Consider the following 18113-nt stretch of genomic DNA (forward strand, 5'->3'; position numbering starts at 1 on the left):
CGATGATTCAGGAGTTCGAGTCCGTCGACCCCGGGTTCAACGCGGACCCCTACCCGGCCTACGCCGCACTCCGGAAGTCCGACCCCGTATGCCCGGTGACCTTAGCCGACGGGCTGTACGCCCGGCTCGTCACCCGGTACGAGGACGCGAGATCCGTCCTTGCCGACCCCCGGTTCGGCAAGGACCCCCGGCTCGCCCCGGCGGACTGGCGGGAGGCCGGGCGCGGGCGTCCGCTGGAGGACCGCTCCGGCCTAGGCACCCACCTGCTCACCGTCGACCCGCCCGAGCACACCCGGTTGCGTACGCTGACCTCCTCGTTCTTCACCCGCCGCCGGGTCGAGGCCCTGCGGCCGCTGGTCGAGAACACCGTGGACACGCTGATCGGCGGTTTCGCCGCGCGCGGGCACGCCGATCTCATCGCCGAGTTCGCCGTACCGCTGCAGGCCACCGTGATCAGTGAGATCCTCGGCATTCCCGCCGCGGACCGGGCCGACTTCCAGCGCTGGTCCGACGATGTGGTCCTCTCCCGGGCGGGCCGGGAGAGCCGCCGTCCGGAGGCGCTGCGCAACCTGCTCGGCTGCATCTCCGCGCTCGTCGCCGCCAAGCGGCGCTCGCCGGGCGAGGACGTGGTGAGCGTGCTCGCCGGGAGCTCCGGCGGCGCGGACGGCCTGTCCGAGCAGGAGTTGCTCGCCGCGGTGTTCCTCCTGCTGGTGGCCGGATACGAGACGACCGTTCACCTGGTGGGCAACGGGGTGCTCGCCCTCCTGGACCACCCCGGGCAGCTCGCCCGGCTCCGGGCCGAGCCGGAGTCGATCGGCGGCGCGGTCGAGGAGATCCTCCGCTACGACGGGCCGGTCGAGACGGCCACCTGGCGGTTCCCCGTCGAGCCGGTGGAGGTCGGCGGCACCCTGCTCGCCCCGGGGACGCCCGTCCTGGTCTCCCTCGCCGCCGCGGACCGGGACGGCGACCGCTTCGCCGACCCCGACCGGTTCGATGTCGGCCGGGAGGACGCCTCCGCGCACCTGGCCTTCGGACACGGGGCGCACTACTGCTCCGGTGCGGCGCTCGCCCGCATGGAGGGCCGGATCGCGCTGGGCGCGTTGATCGGCCGGTTGCCCGGCCTCGCCTTGGCCGTACCCCGCTCCGAGCTGCTCTGGCGCCGGAGCTTGACAATTCGCGGCGTGCAGGCGCTTCCGGTGGATTTTGGCCCCGAGAAAATATGAGGATATTTCCATAACTTCGTCATGTCAGATATCAAGAAGGTGCTTGTCATTATTAATAGGGGTATCGACGGGTGGCAGCTCGCGACATAACGTTCTGATGCGGTTCCGTATCGCGTTTTCCCGCCAACCGATCACGCGGATCCGCAGAGGGGGTCGTTTATGCGTGAAGTACCTCTATCGGAATTGGACTACGGCTCCTGCCGATACTCCCGTGACGCCTGGGAGAAGCGGACGAGCGAGGAGATCACCAAACAGCGGAACGTCGCGACGTTCCACTTGGTCCGCCGTCCGTCCCTGACCGGTCAGGTTCCGGCGGGTGATCCCCTGTCGTTCACGACCGCCAGCACCGGATCCGGGATCTACATCACGGTCGGGCACTACGTCGAGCATCAGGTGAGGATCAACGCCAGCCACTCGGAATCGGTCTTCATCCACGACGGGACCGGTGGCCTCCAGAAACTCATCGACAGGCAGGTGTTCCCGCAGCAGTACGTGGTCGACTGGGTCTACACCGAGCGACCCGCCTGCCCGGACGTCTACTGGAGCATGAGACGGGTGGCCAAGGGCTGCAAGACCGAGCTCCAGGAGGTCGAGAACCTTCAGCGCCTGCGCAAGTGGGACGTGGGGGAGAAGGGGTTCGAGCCGTACGGGCAACGGGACGACCTCCAGATCACCGTCTACAGCTCCTTCACCGGCGCCAAGGAGATCGGCCAGGCCGCCGTCTTCGCCCCGGTCAGGCGATCCGTCGTCAACGACCTCACCAACCGGCTGACCGAGCTCTACCAGGAGGACTACGCGGAGCGGGGCAGGGGGACCGAGGAGTACGACCTGGACGAGTACGAACGGCGGATCCCCGAGGACTCCCGGGACATCGCCGAGAGCGAGCTCCCCAGCTGGACGGACTACGAACTGCGCCTCAGCCAGGTCCGCCTGTTCAGGGAAGCACTCGAGGAAGAAGCCGACAAAATCTACAACAACAAGAAGGACGCGCTCAACACCACGGAAGACAACAACGGGGACGCGGACATGGTGGACGACGACAGCACCTGACCTCCACCCCGGCCGCCGGAGCCGGCCGTTCGCACCGCGGCCGGCTCCGGCGCCGCCCACCCCTCACGGCCCCGCCTCCCACAACGCACTCACCGGCATCGCGAGCATGCGCGGCCCGAAGGGGAGGGTTTGGGTACCGGTGTAGAGGACGATTCCCGCAAGGAGGTCGTCACCGACGCGGTCGGCGAGATGGCGTAATCCACGCAGGTCACTCTCATGCACGGTTGAGGCGGCCTTGACCTCTATCGCGATCACCTGTCCTCGGCGATCCTCCAGCACCGCGTCGACTTCCACCCCGTCCTTGGTTCGGTAGTGGTAGAGCTCCGCGCGATGGTCAGACCACTCCAGTTGACGGGCCAACTCCATGAGCACAAACCCCTCCAGTAGCGGACCGAAAGGTCCGTCCGGTCGCAGCAGTGTGCCCTCGTCGATGTCGAGCAGGTTGGCGGCGATACCCGAGTCGACCATCGAGACCTTGACGGTCCCCACCGCGCGGGAATTCAGGTTCCTGGACCACGCGGGGATACGTTTGATCAGGAAAACCTCCTCTAGGAGGCTGAGATAGCGGGTCACGGTGTTCCGGGCAAGCCCAAGTTGGTTGCTCAGGGCGCCAGGTACCAGAAGGCCGCCGGACCGGGCCGCGATCAGCCGGATCAGGGCCCGCATCTCGGCACCGCGCTCGATCTCCGAGAGCTGGACGACATCCCGGTTGACAAGATCCGCGACATAGGAATCCAGGAACTTCTCACGGCGACGTGGATCCGCCCGGGTGACCGCCTCGGGGAACCCGCCGCGCACGATCCTCGTTGCGTATCCGGCCCGGGGCTCGGTGGATTCATGGCGGAGGCGATGGCCATGGGCGAAGACGGCGTCGATGAAGGAATCGGGAGTGCCGTCGATCTCCCCCTGCGAGAACGGCCAAAGCTCGATGGTCTCCATGCGGCCGGGAAGGGTATCCGGGAGCCCACGCAGCCCGAGCACCCGGGAAGATCCGGTGAGGAGAAAACGGCCAGGCAGGGGATCGGTGTCCACCACTTCCTTGATGGCGAGCATGAGGGAGGGCACCCGCTGGATCTCATCGATGACCAGTGGTCCCGGCCCGGCGACGAACTCGGTGGGATCAAGCTCCGCGGCGTTACGGGTGACGGCTCGGTCGAGGTTGCGCCACTCGGCCCCCATGCCGGAGGCGATTGCACGTACCAGAGTGCTCTTACCGGCCTGTCGTGCACCGTTCACCAGGACCACCCGGGTGTCGGCCAAGGCGGCTTCGACAGCGGCTGTGATCCGCCGGGGCAGCATGCGGTTCATCTGGGGTTTCGACCGTGGTGACATGTACTTAGCATGCCATGGCCATTGTGATCAGTGGACGTTTGGTCGCTGGGTTGCTGGACGTTTGGTCGGTGGTGTGGTGGACGTTTGGTCGCTGGGTTGCTGGACGTTTGGTCGGTGGTGTGGTGGACGTTTGGTCGCTGGGTTGCCGGATGTCTGGTCGTCGGCGGAGGGACGAGGAGGGTGAGGAATCGGAGGATCTGCCATGGGATGGAGAAAGAAGTAAGAAAGCCAGGCCACAAGATGGCCTGGCTGGGGTGACAACTCCGGAGCCGAGGTTTTTGCGGGGCTTCGGCTGTGTCTGCGTTCAGGGGAGCACGCGCGGTCCGAACCCCGTCCAGCGCAGGTCGGGCGGGAGGTGGCCCATGTCGTTGTACAGCAGCAGCGACGGCTCCCTGCCGTCGTAAAAGTTGATCGCCGTCAGCGCCGTGTTTCCGCCGCCCAACCCGAACCACCGCGCCGACGGCGCGTCGAGGGCGTGCCGCACCAGCCAGCCCACCTGATAGGCGTGGGTGACCAGGACCTCGTGGGTCTCGGTTTCGGCGGAGCGCGCGAACCGGTCGATCAGTGCGTCCGCGAGCCTCGCGCCCGCGGCCGCTTCGGCGGCGTCGTACCCGTCGAAGAACCCCGCCCACGCCGGGGGTATCTCATCCGGCACGTGCGGGACGTGGTCGATCAGTTCGGCCGCTTCCCGGACGGGAACACCCGCGAGGCGCTCGCCGATGATCTGGGCACACCGGACCGCCCGGGGAAGTGGCGAATGCCATACCGCGTCGATCGGCAGGGAGGCGAGACGATCCGCCACCAGTTCCGACTGCCGCCGTCCCACCTCGGTCAACTCCCCGAACGGGCTCGCCTCGCCGTGCCTCACGACGTACAGGTGCCGGGTCGCCATCACCGCTCCCTTTCTGCAAAGCCGGACGTCTGCCTTATCCGGATGCTGACATTCTGATTTCCGCCGGACAACCTCATCCGGCGACCTTGCGGTCCCGACGGCCCGTCACCGGCCGCCGAGCGGTACCGACGGGACCGGGGACGAGCGGGCTAGCCAGGCCGGAGTACGGCATGGGCGGCGTTGAGGCGCCGGGCCTCATCGCGTTCGGAGTGGTCACCCGACACCGCGTCCGCCCAGGCGAGTAGCCGGCGCAGGTGGGCGTCGGCCGTGTCCGTGGTGACGGCGGGGCTGCCGAGGGCGACCTCACCGCTGGTCCCGTCGATGGTGACCAGGGTGCCCTCGCCGACGGTGCGCCCGCCCGCTCCCACCGAGGCGACGTCGACGGTGAGACCGGTGACGCCGACGACGGCGGGCTTTCCCATCGCCCGGGCGACGACCGCGGCGTGGCTGGCCGGCCCGCCGCGCGCGGTGACGATTCCCGCGGCGGCGGCCAGGCCGCGCATGTCGTGCGGGGAGGTCTCCGGACGCACCAGGACGACCGGGCCGTCGACGGCCATGCGCACCGCGGCGTCGGTCGTGGTCGCGATCCTGCCGACGGCGACGCCGGGACAGGCCCCGACGCCCCGGGCCAGGATGTCGGCCTGCGCGGATGCCGCGATGCGGGGTGTCCGGACGTGGTGAAGGTGCCGGGGCGAGATCCTCAGCAGCGCTTCGTGTCGTGTGATCACGCGCTCGTCGGCGAGGTCGGTCGCGAGGCGTACGGCGGCGGCTCCGGTGAACCGGCCGGGCCGGGCCTGCAGCAGCCACAGCTCGCCCGTCTGGAAGGTGAACTCGACGTAGCAGGCATCGCGGTAATGCCCCTCGACCCGGCTCAGGGCGTCGATCAGGGCGGTCCACACGGCCGGTTCCCGGTCGGCGAGTTCACGCAGGGGCCGGGTCGTCGATCTGCCTGAGACGACGTCGTCGCCCTGGCGTCCGAACAGCACATCACCGAACGGGACGTCCTCCCCGGTGCCTGGGTCACGGCTGAAGGCGACTCCGGTGCCGCTGCGGTCGTCGCGGTTCCCGTACACCATCGTCTGCACGATGGCGGCCGTGCCGAGATCGTGGGGGATGTCGTGCAGTTCGCGGTAGGTGTGCGCCCGCGGCGTGTCCCATGACGAGAAGACCGTCTCGACCGCCAGCTCCAGCTGCCGGCCCGCGTCCTCCGGGATCGTCCGGCCGTGTCGCCGGAGGAGGTCCTCGACCGCTTCGATCGCGCCGATCAGCCGTGCTTCGTCGTCGCGGGGCTTTCGCTCAAGGGCTTCACCGGGTTCGACGTCGGTGCCGATGATCGCTGAGGCGAAGGTCGACAGGAACCGCAGTCGTGAGTTCAGCGCGAACCGCGGATCGCCGGTCTCGGCCGCCAATCCGGCGGACGCTTCGGCCGTGAGACCGAGGTTCAGGATGGTGTTCATCATGCCGGGCATCGACACACTCGCCCCGGAGCGGACCGACAGGGCAAGCGGCGCCCTCGCCCCGCCCAACCGGCGTCCGGTCGCGGCCTCCAGGTCACCCAGGGCGGTCGCGAGTTCTCCGCCGAGTCCGTCGGGAAGACGCCCCGTACGCAGGAACGCCCGGCAGGCCTCGACGGTGACGACGAACCCGGCGGGCACCGGCAGCCCAAGGCGGTGCAGCACCACGAGGCCGTGCGCCTTGGCCCCCAGGGTCTCCGCGCTCTCCTCGGTCCGCGCGCGGATCGGCCGAATCCACCTCATCGGGGGATCCCGAGCGTGACGAGCAGGTCTTCGTGAAGCTCGGCCCACACCGTGTGGTAGGACGCGACGTCGTCGGTCACGTACGCCAACGCGCCGGAGGCGGCACGATCGAGGGCGTCGGCGAGGCGGGTCCGATATCGGCCGAAGCGAGGCAGCGCCGCGGCCAGCTCGGCGCAGACGGGTGCGGCCCGCCGGTCCAAGTCGGCGAACCGGCCGAGCACACGGGCGTCGTAGGAGGGGTCGCCGTGGTCGTTGGCGGTCATGACACCGTCGACGGACCGCAGTTGCCAGGCCGCGCAGAGGTCGAGCAGCTCCGGGTTGAGCAGGAGAAAGCGCCGGAACCCCGCGGTCACCGCGGTGCGGGCGCCGGCCGATTCCAGCTCGTCGGCGATCCGCTCGGCGTCCGCGGCGCGGCCGGCGTCCGTCAGGCCCCACACGTCGAACCCGCGGCCCAGATACGTGACAAGACCGTCGACCGCGAGGTCGATCAGCGTGGACTCGGCCGCGGACTCGGTCAGTCCCGTGGCCTTGGCCACGCGGGCGACGCCGACATGGCCGCAGCAGCGCAGGGAGTGGAGGACCAGGAGGGAAGGGTTGGGCCGGGTCATGTCGTGGCTTTCCGTGACTTTGTGCCGATCTCGGTGTCGGCGGCCGCGTAGGCGGCGCCTCGCCCGCGGGCCCGGGCGACGATCACACCGCCCTGGACGCGTACGGCGGCTTCCGTCTCATCGCCGACGCCGGTCAGGCCGGCGGCCGACGCCACCGCGGCGTCGTCGTCGATGACCAGCCGCACGTGCCGCCAGGCCTCGGGAGGGAACACGCGCCGCAGGGAGGCGGTGAGGTCGCCGACTCTGAGCCGCACGAGATTGCCGGTCTCGGCGGGGTCGTCGGTGACGGCGACCACCGTGACCTGTTCACCGGGTCGGGCGGAGCGGACCGCCTCCTCGCTTGCGGCCAGGCGGCGAGCCCCCAGCACCGTCACCAGGCCGTCGGCGCCGAGGTCGACCGAGTCGCCGGTGATCTGGTTCGCCAACCCCGTGGGCGGGACCCAGGCCTGGCGACATGGCTCGGCGGGCTCGACGTAGGGCAGATGGGCCGGTGCCCAGGTGTCGGCGAGGTCGAGGGCCGCCAAGTGCCGGCAGGCGCGGGTCAGGTCGAAGGGGTCGCCGAAGCCCGGTGCCGTCTCGGCCAGAAAGCCCGAACCGGCGAGCAGTGTCTGGACGAGCCCGGCCAGCCGCACGCGCCGCGGCGCGGTGTCCTCCGGTGCGCAGGACTCCAGCCCGAGGGCGAGCAGCAGGGCCTCCAGGCAGGCGATCTGCGCCAGCGCGGTGCGCCCGGCGTCGTCGTCGACGACGCCTGCCAGGGAGCGCAGTTGCAGGCGGCCCCCGGTGGCGGTGTCGCCGGCCAGCGGCAGCCGTTCCAGCCACGTTCGAGCGAACGCGTCGAGCGCGTCGGCCGCCGTCCCCGGCGATGCCGCGGGCGCGACCGTGTCGACGTTCTCCACCATCTCAACGAGGACCGCCAGATACAGCGCCCGCTTGCTCGGGAAGTTCGAGTACACCGCTCCCCGGGTCAGCTCCGCCCGCTCGGCGATCCGGTCGACCTTCGCCAGGGCGTAGCCGTACTCGACGAACTCCTGTCTCGCCGCCGCCAGCACCGTTGCGCGGGTGCGTGCCTGCTGCTGCGCACGCGTCAGTCGAACCATCACCACCCCTTCCCTCCACGACTCAAGTGGAATGCTCCAAGAATCCAGATGATTATGTCATCTGGATAATGTTGTCGCCTACAGAGGGGGTGTCGCGCAGGGAAGATGGGCGATACGCGTTTGACCCAGAAGATCAGGGTGAGAAGTTCGGCCGGTCCAGCCGATCGTGCTGCCCGTCTGGCGTGGGTGTGCGTCCGGGCCGGTGAGTGTCGGCGGAACTCCCGGCGGCGGTACGGCATGCTGCTCGACTCGGCGCACGTACGGGCTGGAACTTGGGCAAAGGAGCGCGGCTCGTTCACCGGTCCGTCGAACATGCGACACGCGCGATTCGCGTGTCGCATACTCGAAATTCGACCACTGGGCGCGCCCTGAGGGATTCGAACCCCCGACCGGTGGATTAGAAGTCCACTGCTCTATCCGGCTGAGCTAAGGGCGCCTGGATCGGGGTGCGGCCGGCGCAGTCGCTGATCCGACGCGAGGCTAGCATAACCGCCTGCCGCCGAGACAGCGGCGGAATATTCCGCGGGTACGGCGCCGGACCGTCTTCAGGCTACCGGGCGGCGGTGTCGTGGGCGCAGCCCGTACCGGATACGGGCGTGCCGGTGTCACAGGCGTTCGAGGGGGAGTTCCACGGTGACGGTGAGGCCGCCCTCCTCGCGTGGCCTGGCGGTGACGGTGCCGCCGTGGGCTTCGGCGACGACCCGGACGATGGACAGGCCAAGGCCGCTGCCGCGGTCGGAGCGGAGCCGGTCGCCGTGCAGGCGCCGGAACGGCTGGAAGATCGTCTCGATCTCGTACGCCGGCACGGGGAGCCCGGTGTTCGCCACGACGAGCTCGATCCGGTCGGCCCGCTGCCGGGTGTTCACCCAGAGCTCGCCCTGCTCGTGGTTGTGCCTGATCCCGTTCTCCACCAGGTTCTGCACCAGCCGTTCGAGCAGCACCGGGTCTCCCGCGGTGGGTGCCGGGTCGAGCAGCCGGTGGATGGTCACCGCGGTCTCCTCGGCCTGCCCGGACACCTGGTCCAGGGCGTGCTCGACCACGTCGGTGAGGTCGAACGGCTGCCGGTTCAGGATCGCCCGCTCGCCTTCGGCCAGGGCCAGCAGGCCGTCGATCAGCCGTTCGTGCCGGGCGTTCACGATGAGCAGGGACTCGCCGAGCCGTTTGACGTCCTCGGTCGCGTCGGGACGCCGTACCGCCACGTCGACCAGCGTGCGGTTGATGGTGAGCGGGGTGCGCAGCTCGTGTGAGGCGTTGGCGACGAACCGCCGCTGGCCGTCGAAGGCCTTGGCGAGCCGTCCCAGCATGGTGTCGAAGGTGTCGGCGAACCGCTTCACCTCCTCGTCGGAGCCCTGGTAGGCGATCCGCTCGGTGAAGTCGTGGCTCTGCGCGACCCGACCGGCGGTCTCGGTCACCTTCCGCACGGGGTCGAGCGCCCGGTTCGCCGCCCGCCATCCGGCGCCCACCGCCCCCGCGGCGCCGAGCAGGACGATGAGGGCTCCGACGTTGCGCACGTTCTTCAGAGTGTCCTGCTGGTAGATCTCGCGGACTGTGGCGGCCCGGTCGACGGCCACGCGGTAGGTCGGGTGGTCCCGCCATAGCTGTTCCGGTCCCCACTCGCCGTTGCCGACGACGTACCGGGGATTGCCGAGGCCGCTGCGGGGTTCGAGGCTCCGCCAGACGACGACGTACACGCCGGCGAGCACCAGGGTGCCGAGGAGCAGGAAGACGGCGCCGCAGGCGAGGGCGAACCGCGTGCGCACGGTGACGGGCTTCCGCTTCACGGGATGCGGTACCCCGCGCCGGGCACGGTCTCGATGACCGGTGGGTCGCCGAGTTTGCGACGGAGTTTCATCATGGTGGTCCGTACGGTGTTGGTGAACGGGTCGATGTGCTCGTCCCACACCTTCTCCAGCAGGTCCTCGGCGGAGACGACCGAGCCGCGGGCGCGCAGCAGCTCGGCGAGCACCCCGAATTCCTTGCGGGCGAGCGGGATGTAGCGGTTGCCGCGGAAGGCCTGCCGGTGCGCCCAGTCCAGCCGGACGTCCCCCCGCTGCAGGATCGGCGGGTCGGCGGGCCTGACCCGGCGGCCGAGGGCGTGCACCCGGGCCAGGAGTTCCTCGAACGCGAACGGCTTGGGCAGGTAGTCGTCGGCGCCGAGGGAGAGGCCGGCCACCCGGGAGCGGACGTCGGAGGCGGCGGTGAGCATGAGGACGCGGACCAGGGCGCCGCGCTCGGTCACCGTCCGGCAGACGTCGTCGCCGTGCACCTTGGGCAGGTCCCGGTCGAGGATGAGCACGTCGTAGTCGTGCACGGTGAGGCGGTCCACCGCCTCGGCGCCGTCGTAGGCGACGTCCACGGCGAGTGCCTCGGCGCGCAGCCCCTCCGCGATGGAGTCGGCGAGCATCCGCTCGTCCTCGGCGATGAGTATGCGCACTGTGTCTCCTTGCTCCCCCGGGGCGCGCCGTGGCCAGAATGCCGGGAGCGGCATAACGCCGACATAACCGGATTCGACGGCGGCCACGTTATCGATCAAGCGGTGGACTCTCCCGTTTAGCAGAGATCAACCAGCCCTAAGCAGGAAATAGTCCGACAACTCTTTGAAAGATCCCTGTCCGCGCACGGCGTGCGGGGCCGGAAGCGCCGAGTCGACGGCATCTCGCTAGTTACATCCTGATTTATCCCTTTTGAGTGTGTATTGTCTGGCTCATATCGGCTGTTCACCACAGGTAAGCGGGCTCGTCATGGTTGTGCAACACGCTGTCACCCGGCCGCAGGCCGTCCCGGGACGGAGCGGGTCGTGGCCCGCGTGACCGGTACGGCGCCGCGCAGAAACGGCGAGGTCTCGTTCTGGTGGTCCTCGATCGGCCGGGACGCCCCCCGCGAGTCCCTGCGCGGCAGCCTCGACGCCGACGTGGTGATCGTGGGCGGCGGCTACACCGGCCTGTGGACCGCCTACTACCTCGCCGAGGCGGATCCGAGCCTGCGCGTCGTGGTGCTGGAGAGCCGGTTCGCCGGCTTCGGCGCCTCCGGCCGCAACGGAGGCTGGCTCACCTCGGCCATCGCCGGAAGCCGATCCCGGTACGCCGCCGCGCACGGCCGCCAGGCCGTCGTCGACCTCCAGCGCGAGATGATCCACACGGTGGACGAGGTGCTCGCCAGGCTCGCCGCCGAAGGGGTGGACGCCGACGCGGTCAAGGGCGGGGTGCTCTCGGTCGCCCGGAACCGGGCCCAATGGGAGCGGACCGTCGCCGCGCACGCCGAGGAGACCGCCTGGGGGGACCCGGACGCGACGCTGCTCGACCGGGACGCCTCCCTGGCCCGTATCGCGATCGCCGACACCAGGGGAGCCCTGTTCAGCCCGCACACCGCCCGGATAAACCCCGTCAAGCTGGTCCGCGGGCTCGCGGCGGCGGCCGAGCGGCGCGGGGTCGTTCTCCTGGAGGACAGCGAGGTCGTCTCCGTCGCGCCGGGCCGGGTCCGCACCGCCGCGGGCGCGGTCGAGGCCCCCGTGGTGCTCCGCTGCACCGAGGGCTTCACCGCGGCGCTGCCGGGTCTGCGGCGGTCCTGGCTGCCGATGAACTCCTCCCTCCTGGTCACCGAACCGCTCGGCCCGGAGCTGTGGGAGGAGATCGGCTGGGACGGCTGCGAGACGCTCGGCGACATGGCGCACGCCTACATGTACGCCCAGCGCACCGCGGACGGCCGGATCGCGCTCGGCGGCCGGGGCGTCCCGTACCGGTACGGCTCGCGCACCGACGCCGACGGTGACACCCCGCCGCTCACGATCCGGCAGCTGCACACGGTCCTGACCTCGATGTTCCCGATGCTGCGGGACGTCGGGATCGACCACGTCTGGTCCGGGGTGCTGGGCGTTCCCCGGGACTGGTGCGCGCAGATGAACTTCGACCCCACCACCGGCCTCGGCCACGCCGGCGGGTACGTCGGGCACGGGGTGGCCACCGCCAACCTCGCCGGGCGGACCCTGCGCGACCTGGTGCTGGGCCGCGACACCTCGATCACCACGCTGCCCCACGTCAACTGGGCGGGCCGGAACTGGGAGCCCGAACCGCTGCGCTGGCTGGGCGTGCAGGCCATGTACGCCGCCTATCGGACCGCGGACCGCCGCGAGTCCCGCTCCGGTTCGGGAACCTCCGTCATCGCCAGGATCGCCGACAAGGTCTCCGGCCGCCACTGACCCCGGGCGAGCAGTCTTCGGCATCCGGTACGGCCGCCGGCGGGCCGTGTGCGCCGTACCGATCCGGAGCCCTTCGCCGCCGCGGCGGGGGACCGCGCCGCCCGTCATCGCCAGTCGGTATCGGCCGCCTGCCTGCGGCCGAGAGCGATCAACACCATGATCACCGCGTACGTGCAGAGCAGGGCGAGCCCGGCCCACCAGGGGAGCGGGAAGTATCCGGCCGACGGCGCGTAATGCGCGGTCACCTGGGGATACTCCACCACAGTCTGCCTTACGGCGAAGCCGGCGGCCGGGGTCAGCCGCAGCAGCCACTCCGAGACCGCGTCGGGGAGCAGCGGAATCGCCGTGACGGTGTAGGGCAGGGCGATCAACGTCAGTCCGCCGAGGATCGCCGCCCAGCCACGGCGCAGCCACACGCCGAGCCCGTAGGCGAGTACGGCGCAGAGCGCGAGCGCCACCGCGACGCCGGCGATCACCCGAGCTCCGGTCAGGACCGGCACCGGCCGCACCGGGATGCCGTTGCCCGTCAGGATCGCGACGCCCACCGGGAGGACGACGCCGACGGCGAGCAGGCCGGTGACGAAGACGGCCGCCCCCACGACGGCCGCCCGGACGGCTGTCACGCGTCGGGAGACCGCCTCGCGAGCCGTACGGGCACCGCGGCGGGCCGCGACGATCTGCACGATGATCAGCGCGATCGCCAGACCGGGCAAGGTCGTCTCAGCGGTGCGCACGCCCTCCTCGCTCAGCGGCCCGATGTCGCCGGTGCCGCTGATCGTGATGACGCCGTCCTTCTCCACGGCGCCCGACGCGTTGTGCCGCTTCTCCCAGTCGGTCCGGTTCATCTCGCCGACCGGGTCGCCGCGCCACGCGCCGGCGGCGCCGCCTTCGACGGTGACGTTGTCGAAGACGCCGACGGCCTGGGTGAACCGGACCTCCTCGATCGCACCGCCGAGGCCGGTCTCGCGGAGCGTGAGGTCGCCGGGGGAGGCGGCGAAGAGGCCGACCCGCACGGTGTCCGGCAGTCCGCCGAGCTTAGCCGTCCCGACGACGACCCACCGTCTGCCGTCGCCCGACTCTGAGCCGGTGATCGTGTCGCCCGACCGGGTCAGGCGCAACCAGCGCGGGGACGGACCTGAGACGACGCCCGCGCTTCCGGCCACGTCGTGCCGGTAGTCGTACTGGAACCGCACGCCGTGGCCGCCGGTTGTCATGAGCGCCGCGTAACGCGAGCCCTGCCGCAGGCCGTCCTTGACGATGATCCCGGCCTTGGCCCACGGCACCAGCCCGGACACGATCCGGTCGTGGTTCGGCGGAGGATAGGTGATCGTCCCGGTCATCGAGGTCATCCGGACCGTGATGGAGCCCTCGCGGCCCAGGTCGCGATGGAGGAACCAGAACCTGTCGCCGACGGGGGAGCCGTCGACGGCGACGGGAACCTTCGGGCAGGGGCCGTCGCAGGACGAGCGGTCGCCGGAAGCGGACAGCAGGCCGGGCGCGATGACGGCGAGGGCCGCGGCGGCCAGGGCGATCAGGCGGCCCGGGCGGCGGAACGCGAGCCACTCGCGCCGCAGGAGTTCGGTGGTCGACATGCCGCCGGTTCTACAGATCGGCGGGTAACACGGCCCGAATCGGCCTTGTCACGCCGGTGTTAGGTCCGCTGGGGCATGCTGAAGGCATGCTCAGGGTGCGCAGCGGGACCGTGGAGGTACGGTTCACAATCTTGTATGCCGTCGTGTTCCTCCTGTCGGGCGCCGGACTGCTGGGCCTGTCCTTTCTGCTCTCCGGCGGCGGCGTGAGCAGCACCGTCCCCGCCGGGAATCCCCCCGCCCAGGGCGGTCTCGCCCAAGCGCAACAACGCATCCAGGAGCTGGCGGACCAGCTGGCCGCGGTGCACGCGGAGCAGGAGCGTCAGCTGCTGACCGGATCGCTGGTGGCGCTGATCGTGATGGCGGTCGTCTCATTGCTTCTCGGCCGGGTGCTGGCGAAGCGCGTGCTGCGGCCGCTGCGGCTCATCACGGGCGCCACGCGGCGCATCTCCGCCGACAGCCTGGACCGGCGGCTGGCCGTCGCCGGCCCGGCCGACGAGGTGAAGGACCTCGCCGACACCATCGACGAGCTGCTCGAACGGCTTGAGGCGTCGTTCACCGCGCAGCGCCGCTTCGTCGCCAACGCCTCCCACGAACTGCGTACGCCGCTGGCGACGATGCGGGCGTCCATGGACGTCGCGGTCGCCAAGCCCGACCCGGCCGCCTCGACGGTGGCGCTCGCGGACCGCCTGCGTACGCAGCTGGACCGGGTCGATCACCTGCTCGACGGGTTTCTGGTGCTGGCCAGGGCGCAGCACGGCACGCTCGCCGATGCCGCCACGGTGGACCTCGGCGACCTCGTCGGCGCGGCACTGCGGGAAAGGTCGGCCGACGTGGCGGGGAAGGGGTTGAGCGTGACGGTGGGGGTGCCGCCGGGAGTCTCGGCTCAGGGCAGCCCGGCGCTGCTGGCGCGGTTGGTGGAGAACGTCGTCGACAACGCCGTGACGCACAACGGGGACGGCGGATGGATCGGGATCACCGGGTCCGCGAGCGAGGAGGAGACGGTGATGGTGGTGGAAACCGGCGGAGAAGTCCTCGACCAGCGGGAGGTCGACCGGCTGGCACAGCCCTTCGAGCGGCTTGGCGGCGAGCGCACCGGCTCCTCAGGACTCGGCCTGTCCATTGTGGCCGCCGTCGCCGCTGCCTACGGTGGCAGTCTCACCCTGCTCGCCCGGCCGGAGGGCGGCCTGCGCGTGTCGATCACGCTTCCGGTCGCCAAGACGCCGGTGGCGGCATGAGGATCCTCGTCGTCGAAGACGATCACGCTCTCGCCGAGGTCGTCGCGGAAGGACTGGGCGACCAGGGGATGGCCGTCGACCTGGCGCACGACGGGCTGGCCGCCGCCGCCAAGCTCGACCTCACCGCGTACGACGTGGTGGTCCTGGACCGGGACCTGCCCGGCCTCCACGGCGACACGCTGTGCCAGATGATCACTGAGCGGGCGGACCGGCCGATGGTGCTGATGCTGACCGCGGCGAGCGCGCCCGGCGACCGGGTCGGCGGGCTGACCCTGGGGGCGGACGACTATCTCGGCAAGCCCTTCCACTTCCCGGAGCTGATCCTGCGCATCCGGGCGCTGGCCCGCCGCAAACCCGACGCCCGCCCCCGGACGCTGCAGGTGGCCGGGATCGAGCTGGACCCGGTCCGCCGGACCGTGGTTCGAGACGGGCGGCACCTCGCGCTTTCGGTGAAGGAGTTCGCCGTGCTGGAGGCGCTGCTGCGGGCGAGCCCGGGCTTCTTGAGCGGCGAGGCCCTGCTCGAACGGGTCTGGGACGAGCACGCCGACCGGTTCACCAACACCGTCACGGTGACGGTGGGCCGGTTGCGGCGCAAACTCGGCGACCCGCCGATCATCGCGACGACACCGGGAATCGGCTACCGGATCGCCTAGCCGGTCCGCGAACCCGCGGCGGCATTCAGGCGAACGACGCGAGCGCGGGACGGCCGCCGCGGGACGTACGGCCCGTGGCGGCGTCTCCATGGCAGATGACCGTCAGCGCCCGCGGGTCACATACAGGAAGCCACCGGCTGCGACGGTGTAAGAGTCGCTGGTTCTGATCTTCTTCGTCGCGGTGTCGATCTCGCGGACCTGTATCCGGGCGGGTTTGCCTTCCGGTTGCAGGACAAAATGAACGGTGATCTTCGTGGGGCCGGTCCACGCGATCGAATCCACCGCCCCCTCGGTGCGGGGCATGCGGATGTTCATGACGGACTTCTTCGTTACCAGGTCGTGGATCTTGAGGATTTCGCGGCCATCCTCATAGTCGATGGTTGCCGCACTTCTGCCATCGGCCGCCAAACCATAGGGAAGGACCAAGTCTTTCACCGGAGACTTCGCGTGGAGCAGCTGCCGCCCCTGCACCGTGAAGACGAAGACGTCGGACGTGTCGTACTCGTCGTCTTCCCACTTGGCCAGCACCTCGTCGCCGTCCAGGCTGAAACCGGAGAAGAGGAAATTCCATGGAATCGTTCCCAGCCGGGTGCCGGTGGCGACGTCGTAGATCTCGGTGGGCCGCTTCTCCTTCCTGTCGTGGTCGTACTCGTCGTCGTAGTCGACCGCCAGACGCGTGCCGTCCTGGGAGAGCGTCACCGCCACGTCTCTCATGAGATAGCCCCGCACCAGCACCTCATCCCTGATGACATGGACCTTGCCGCCGAGCTCACGTACGACCAGGCGTCGGTCGCCCTTCCTGAAGTAGGCCACCCGCCGGCCGTCGTCGCTCACCGCGAGCGGCGTGATGGCGTTCAGAGGCTTGCCCTTGGCGTCGAGGGGCCTGACGTACGCGTCACGAAGCCGCTCCCGTCCGCCGTCGCGCAGGTACAGGATCCAGTCCCCGCACGCAGGCGCGGAGCGGACCTTCGCGTAACATCCGTCGAGCCAGGCGTACCTGATCGCGCTCGCGTCGTTGAGCCGGTCGGCCGGCTGCGCGTGGACGGCAAGCGGGGTGTGCGCGATCAGCGCGAGGGCTGCCAGGAACGTTGCCGTGATCCTCATGGGGCCTCTCTTCCCCTGCACTGCGCGGAGTCGATGCTCGCTCGGATCGTGTCCGGTCTCAGGCAGTGCCGCCGTGGAGGGCGCCGGGACCGTCTGCTTCGTGAGACTTCCGGCGGACAGGGCGAGTTGGACACGTTTTAGTCACGGCCGGTGGCCGCGATCCGGGGGTCCGATGCGGCGGCGGGAGCGGGCCGGTCAGGGGCTGATGGCCAGCGAGATGAACGAGGCGAAGATGGCGAGGTGGACGCCGCTCTGCAGCAGGGTGGCCCGTCCGGGGACCACGGTGAGGGTGCTGACCACGACGGTGAGGGCGAGCAGCACCATCTGGGTGGGGCCGAGGCCGAGCAGGAGCGGGCCCTCCAGCCAGATGGAGGCGACGGCGATGGCCGGAATGGTCAGGCCGATGCTGGCCATGGCCGACCCCAGCGCCAGGTTGAGGCTGGTCTGCATCCGGCCCCGCCGGGCCGCCCGGGTCGCGGCGAGGGTCTCCGGCAGCAGCACCAGCAGGGCGATCACCACACCCACCATCGAGTGCGGGAGTTTGGCCACGGCGATCGCCGACTCGATCGCCGGAGATTCGATCTTCGCCAGACCGACCACCGCGACCAGCGCCACCAGCAGCAGCGCGAGGCTCGCCAGGGTCCTGCGGTCGGACGGCGGTTCCGCGTGTTCGTCGGCGTCGACGACGGCACCGTCGGTGGTGATCGGGAGGAAGTAGTCCCGGTGCCGGACGGTCTGGGTCACCACGAAAAGTCCGTACAGCACGATCGAGGCGACCGCGGCGAACGCGAGCTGCCCGGGGGAGAAGACCGGGCCGGGGCTGCTGGTGGTGAAGGTCGGCAGCACCAGGCTGAGCGTGGCGAGGGTCGCCACGGTGGCAAGGGCCCCGCCGGTGCCCTCGGCGTTGAACGCCGCGACCTTGCGGCGGAGCGTCCCGGCGAGCAGGGCCAGGCCCACGATCCCGTTACAGGTGATCATGATGGCGGCGAACACCGTGTCCCGGGCCAGGGAGGCCGACTCCGGGCCGCCCGAGATCATCAGGCTGACGATCAGCGCCACCTCGATGACCGTCACCGCGACCGCGAGCACCAGGGAGCCGAACGGTTCGCCCACCCGGTGCGCGACCACCTCGGCGTGGTGGACCGCCGCGAGCACCGCGCCCATCAGCAGGAGGGCGACCAGGATCACCGGGATCACCGGGAGTTCTCGCCCCCACAGAACGATCAATGCCAGCACCGCCAGGACGGGGGTGACAACGGTCCAGTGCACTGCGGATCGGGTGAGACGGTGCATGGGTCTATTTTGCCTGACCACTTAGTGTAGATAACAAACTGATCGTCCCAATCGTTAGCGAATCATTGATCTTCTCCCCGCT

At 70.2% G+C, this 18113-nt stretch carries 15 protein-coding genes and 1 tRNA gene; 5 read left to right on the plus strand and 11 right to left on the minus strand.

Translation table 11 applies throughout. The annotated features are described in order from the left end of the window. Positions 1-2 precede the first annotated feature (2 nt). Together RUR_RS25705 and RUR_RS25710 are read left to right on the plus strand one after the other, a co-directional pair. Positions 3-1223, plus strand: a complete 1221-nt coding sequence (locus RUR_RS25705) for a cytochrome P450 family protein (RefSeq protein ID WP_283137754.1) — start codon at positions 3-5, stop codon at positions 1221-1223. A 159-nt stretch (positions 1224-1382) separates the two neighbouring features. Beyond that, positions 1383-2273, plus strand: coding sequence for a hypothetical protein (locus RUR_RS25710; protein WP_283137755.1), 891 nt, complete (start codon positions 1383-1385; stop codon positions 2271-2273). Positions 2274-2336: 63 nt separating this feature from the next. Here RUR_RS25710 and RUR_RS25715 read toward each other — a convergent pair whose 3' ends face one another. The 8 genes from RUR_RS25715 to RUR_RS25750 all read right to left on the minus strand — a co-directional run bounded on the left by RUR_RS25715 (position 2337) and on the right by RUR_RS25750 (position 10393). Then, positions 2337-3605, minus strand: a complete 1269-nt coding sequence (locus tag RUR_RS25715) for an ATP-binding protein (protein WP_283137756.1) — start codon at positions 3603-3605, stop codon at positions 2337-2339. 304 nt (positions 3606-3909) lie between these two features. Next, positions 3910-4497, minus strand: a complete 588-nt coding sequence (locus RUR_RS25720; RefSeq protein ID WP_283137757.1) for a histidine phosphatase family protein — start codon at positions 4495-4497, stop codon at positions 3910-3912. Positions 4498-4646: 149 nt separating this feature from the next. Continuing rightward, positions 4647-6254, minus strand: coding sequence for a pyruvate, phosphate dikinase (locus RUR_RS25725; RefSeq protein ID WP_283137758.1), 1608 nt, complete (start codon positions 6252-6254; stop codon positions 4647-4649). After that, positions 6251-6862, minus strand: a complete 612-nt coding sequence (locus RUR_RS25730; protein WP_283137759.1) for a transcriptional regulator — start codon at positions 6860-6862, stop codon at positions 6251-6253. Before RUR_RS25730 ends, RUR_RS25725 begins: the two co-directional genes overlap by 4 nt. After that, positions 6859-7959 (minus strand): TetR/AcrR family transcriptional regulator, encoded by a 1101-nt coding sequence (locus RUR_RS25735; RefSeq protein ID WP_283137760.1) that lies wholly within the window; start codon positions 7957-7959, stop codon positions 6859-6861. Before RUR_RS25735 ends, RUR_RS25730 begins: the two co-directional genes overlap by 4 nt. A 362-nt stretch (positions 7960-8321) precedes the next feature. Beyond that, positions 8322-8395, minus strand: a tRNA-Arg gene (locus tag RUR_RS25740). 169 nt (positions 8396-8564) lie between these two features. Next, positions 8565-9740, minus strand: a complete 1176-nt coding sequence (locus tag RUR_RS25745; RefSeq protein ID WP_283137761.1) for a sensor histidine kinase — start codon at positions 9738-9740, stop codon at positions 8565-8567. Next, positions 9737-10393, minus strand: coding sequence for a response regulator transcription factor (locus RUR_RS25750; protein WP_283137762.1), 657 nt, complete (start codon positions 10391-10393; stop codon positions 9737-9739). The genes RUR_RS25745 and RUR_RS25750 overlap by 4 nt, the downstream gene beginning before the upstream one ends. Before the next feature lie 363 nt (positions 10394-10756). On the opposite strand from RUR_RS25750, the gene RUR_RS25755 reads away from it, so the two are divergent. Beyond that, on the plus strand, positions 10757-12154 hold the full coding sequence (locus RUR_RS25755; protein ID WP_283137763.1) for an NAD(P)/FAD-dependent oxidoreductase: 1398 nt from the start codon (positions 10757-10759) through the stop codon (positions 12152-12154). 104 nt (positions 12155-12258) lie between these two features. On the opposite strand, the gene RUR_RS25760 is transcribed toward RUR_RS25755, so the two are convergent. Next, complete coding sequence (locus tag RUR_RS25760) at positions 12259-13746, minus strand: DUF1349 domain-containing protein (RefSeq protein WP_283137764.1); 1488 nt, start codon at positions 13744-13746, stop codon at positions 12259-12261. An 86-nt stretch (positions 13747-13832) separates the two neighbouring features. On the opposite strand from RUR_RS25760, the gene RUR_RS25765 reads away from it, so the two are divergent. Then, the gene (locus tag RUR_RS25765) at positions 13833-14981 is read left to right on the plus strand and encodes a sensor histidine kinase (RefSeq protein ID WP_283137765.1); all 1149 of its coding nucleotides are present in this window, start codon (positions 13833-13835) and stop codon (positions 14979-14981) included. Further along, entirely contained in the window at positions 14978-15634 is a 657-nt protein-coding gene (locus tag RUR_RS25770) for a response regulator transcription factor (RefSeq protein WP_283137766.1), read from the plus strand. Before RUR_RS25765 ends, RUR_RS25770 begins: the two co-directional genes overlap by 4 nt. A gap of 102 nt (positions 15635-15736) precedes the next feature. Here the strand turns inward: RUR_RS25770 and RUR_RS25775 are convergent, their stop codons facing one another. Both RUR_RS25775 and RUR_RS25780 read right to left on the minus strand, forming a co-directional pair. Next, on the minus strand, positions 15737-16738 hold the full coding sequence (locus RUR_RS25775) for a hypothetical protein (RefSeq protein ID WP_283137767.1): 1002 nt from the start codon (positions 16736-16738) through the stop codon (positions 15737-15739). Positions 16739-16933: 195 nt separating this feature from the next. Then, a complete protein-coding gene (locus tag RUR_RS25780; RefSeq protein ID WP_283137768.1) occupies positions 16934-18031 on the minus strand; it encodes a calcium:cation antiporter in 1098 nt (365 codons plus the stop codon). Between the last annotated feature and the right edge of the window lie 82 nt (positions 18032-18113).

The sequence above is a fragment of the Rhizohabitans arisaemae genome (genome assembly GCF_025996515.1).
Classification (GTDB): domain Bacteria; phylum Actinomycetota; class Actinomycetes; order Streptosporangiales; family Streptosporangiaceae; genus Rhizohabitans; species Rhizohabitans arisaemae.

Excerpts from the sequence above, each read along its gene's own strand:
- RUR_RS25720 (WP_283137757.1), bottom strand. The coding sequence starts at position 4,497 with ATGGCGACCCGGCACCTGTACGTCGTGAGGCACGGCGAGGCGAGCCCG.
- RUR_RS25725 (WP_283137758.1), bottom strand. The coding sequence starts at position 6,254 with ATGAGGTGGATTCGGCCGATCCGCGCGCGGACCGAGGAGAGCGCGGAG.
- RUR_RS25765 (WP_283137765.1), top strand. The coding sequence starts at position 13,833 with ATGCTCAGGGTGCGCAGCGGGACCGTGGAGGTACGGTTCACAATCTTG.
- RUR_RS25760 (WP_283137764.1), bottom strand. The coding sequence starts at position 13,746 with ATGTCGACCACCGAACTCCTGCGGCGCGAGTGGCTCGCGTTCCGCCGC.
- RUR_RS25770 (WP_283137766.1), top strand. The coding sequence starts at position 14,978 with ATGAGGATCCTCGTCGTCGAAGACGATCACGCTCTCGCCGAGGTCGTC.
- RUR_RS25775 (WP_283137767.1), bottom strand. The coding sequence starts at position 16,738 with ATGAGGATCACGGCAACGTTCCTGGCAGCCCTCGCGCTGATCGCGCAC.
- RUR_RS25715 (WP_283137756.1), bottom strand. The coding sequence starts at position 3,605 with ATGTCACCACGGTCGAAACCCCAGATGAACCGCATGCTGCCCCGGCGG.
- RUR_RS25780 (WP_283137768.1), bottom strand. The coding sequence starts at position 18,031 with ATGCACCGTCTCACCCGATCCGCAGTGCACTGGACCGTTGTCACCCCC.
- RUR_RS25710 (WP_283137755.1), top strand. The coding sequence starts at position 1,383 with ATGCGTGAAGTACCTCTATCGGAATTGGACTACGGCTCCTGCCGATAC.
- RUR_RS25705 (WP_283137754.1), top strand. The coding sequence starts at position 3 with ATGATTCAGGAGTTCGAGTCCGTCGACCCCGGGTTCAACGCGGACCCC.
- RUR_RS25735 (WP_283137760.1), bottom strand. The coding sequence starts at position 7,959 with ATGGTTCGACTGACGCGTGCGCAGCAGCAGGCACGCACCCGCGCAACG.
- RUR_RS25730 (WP_283137759.1), bottom strand. The coding sequence starts at position 6,862 with ATGACCCGGCCCAACCCTTCCCTCCTGGTCCTCCACTCCCTGCGCTGC.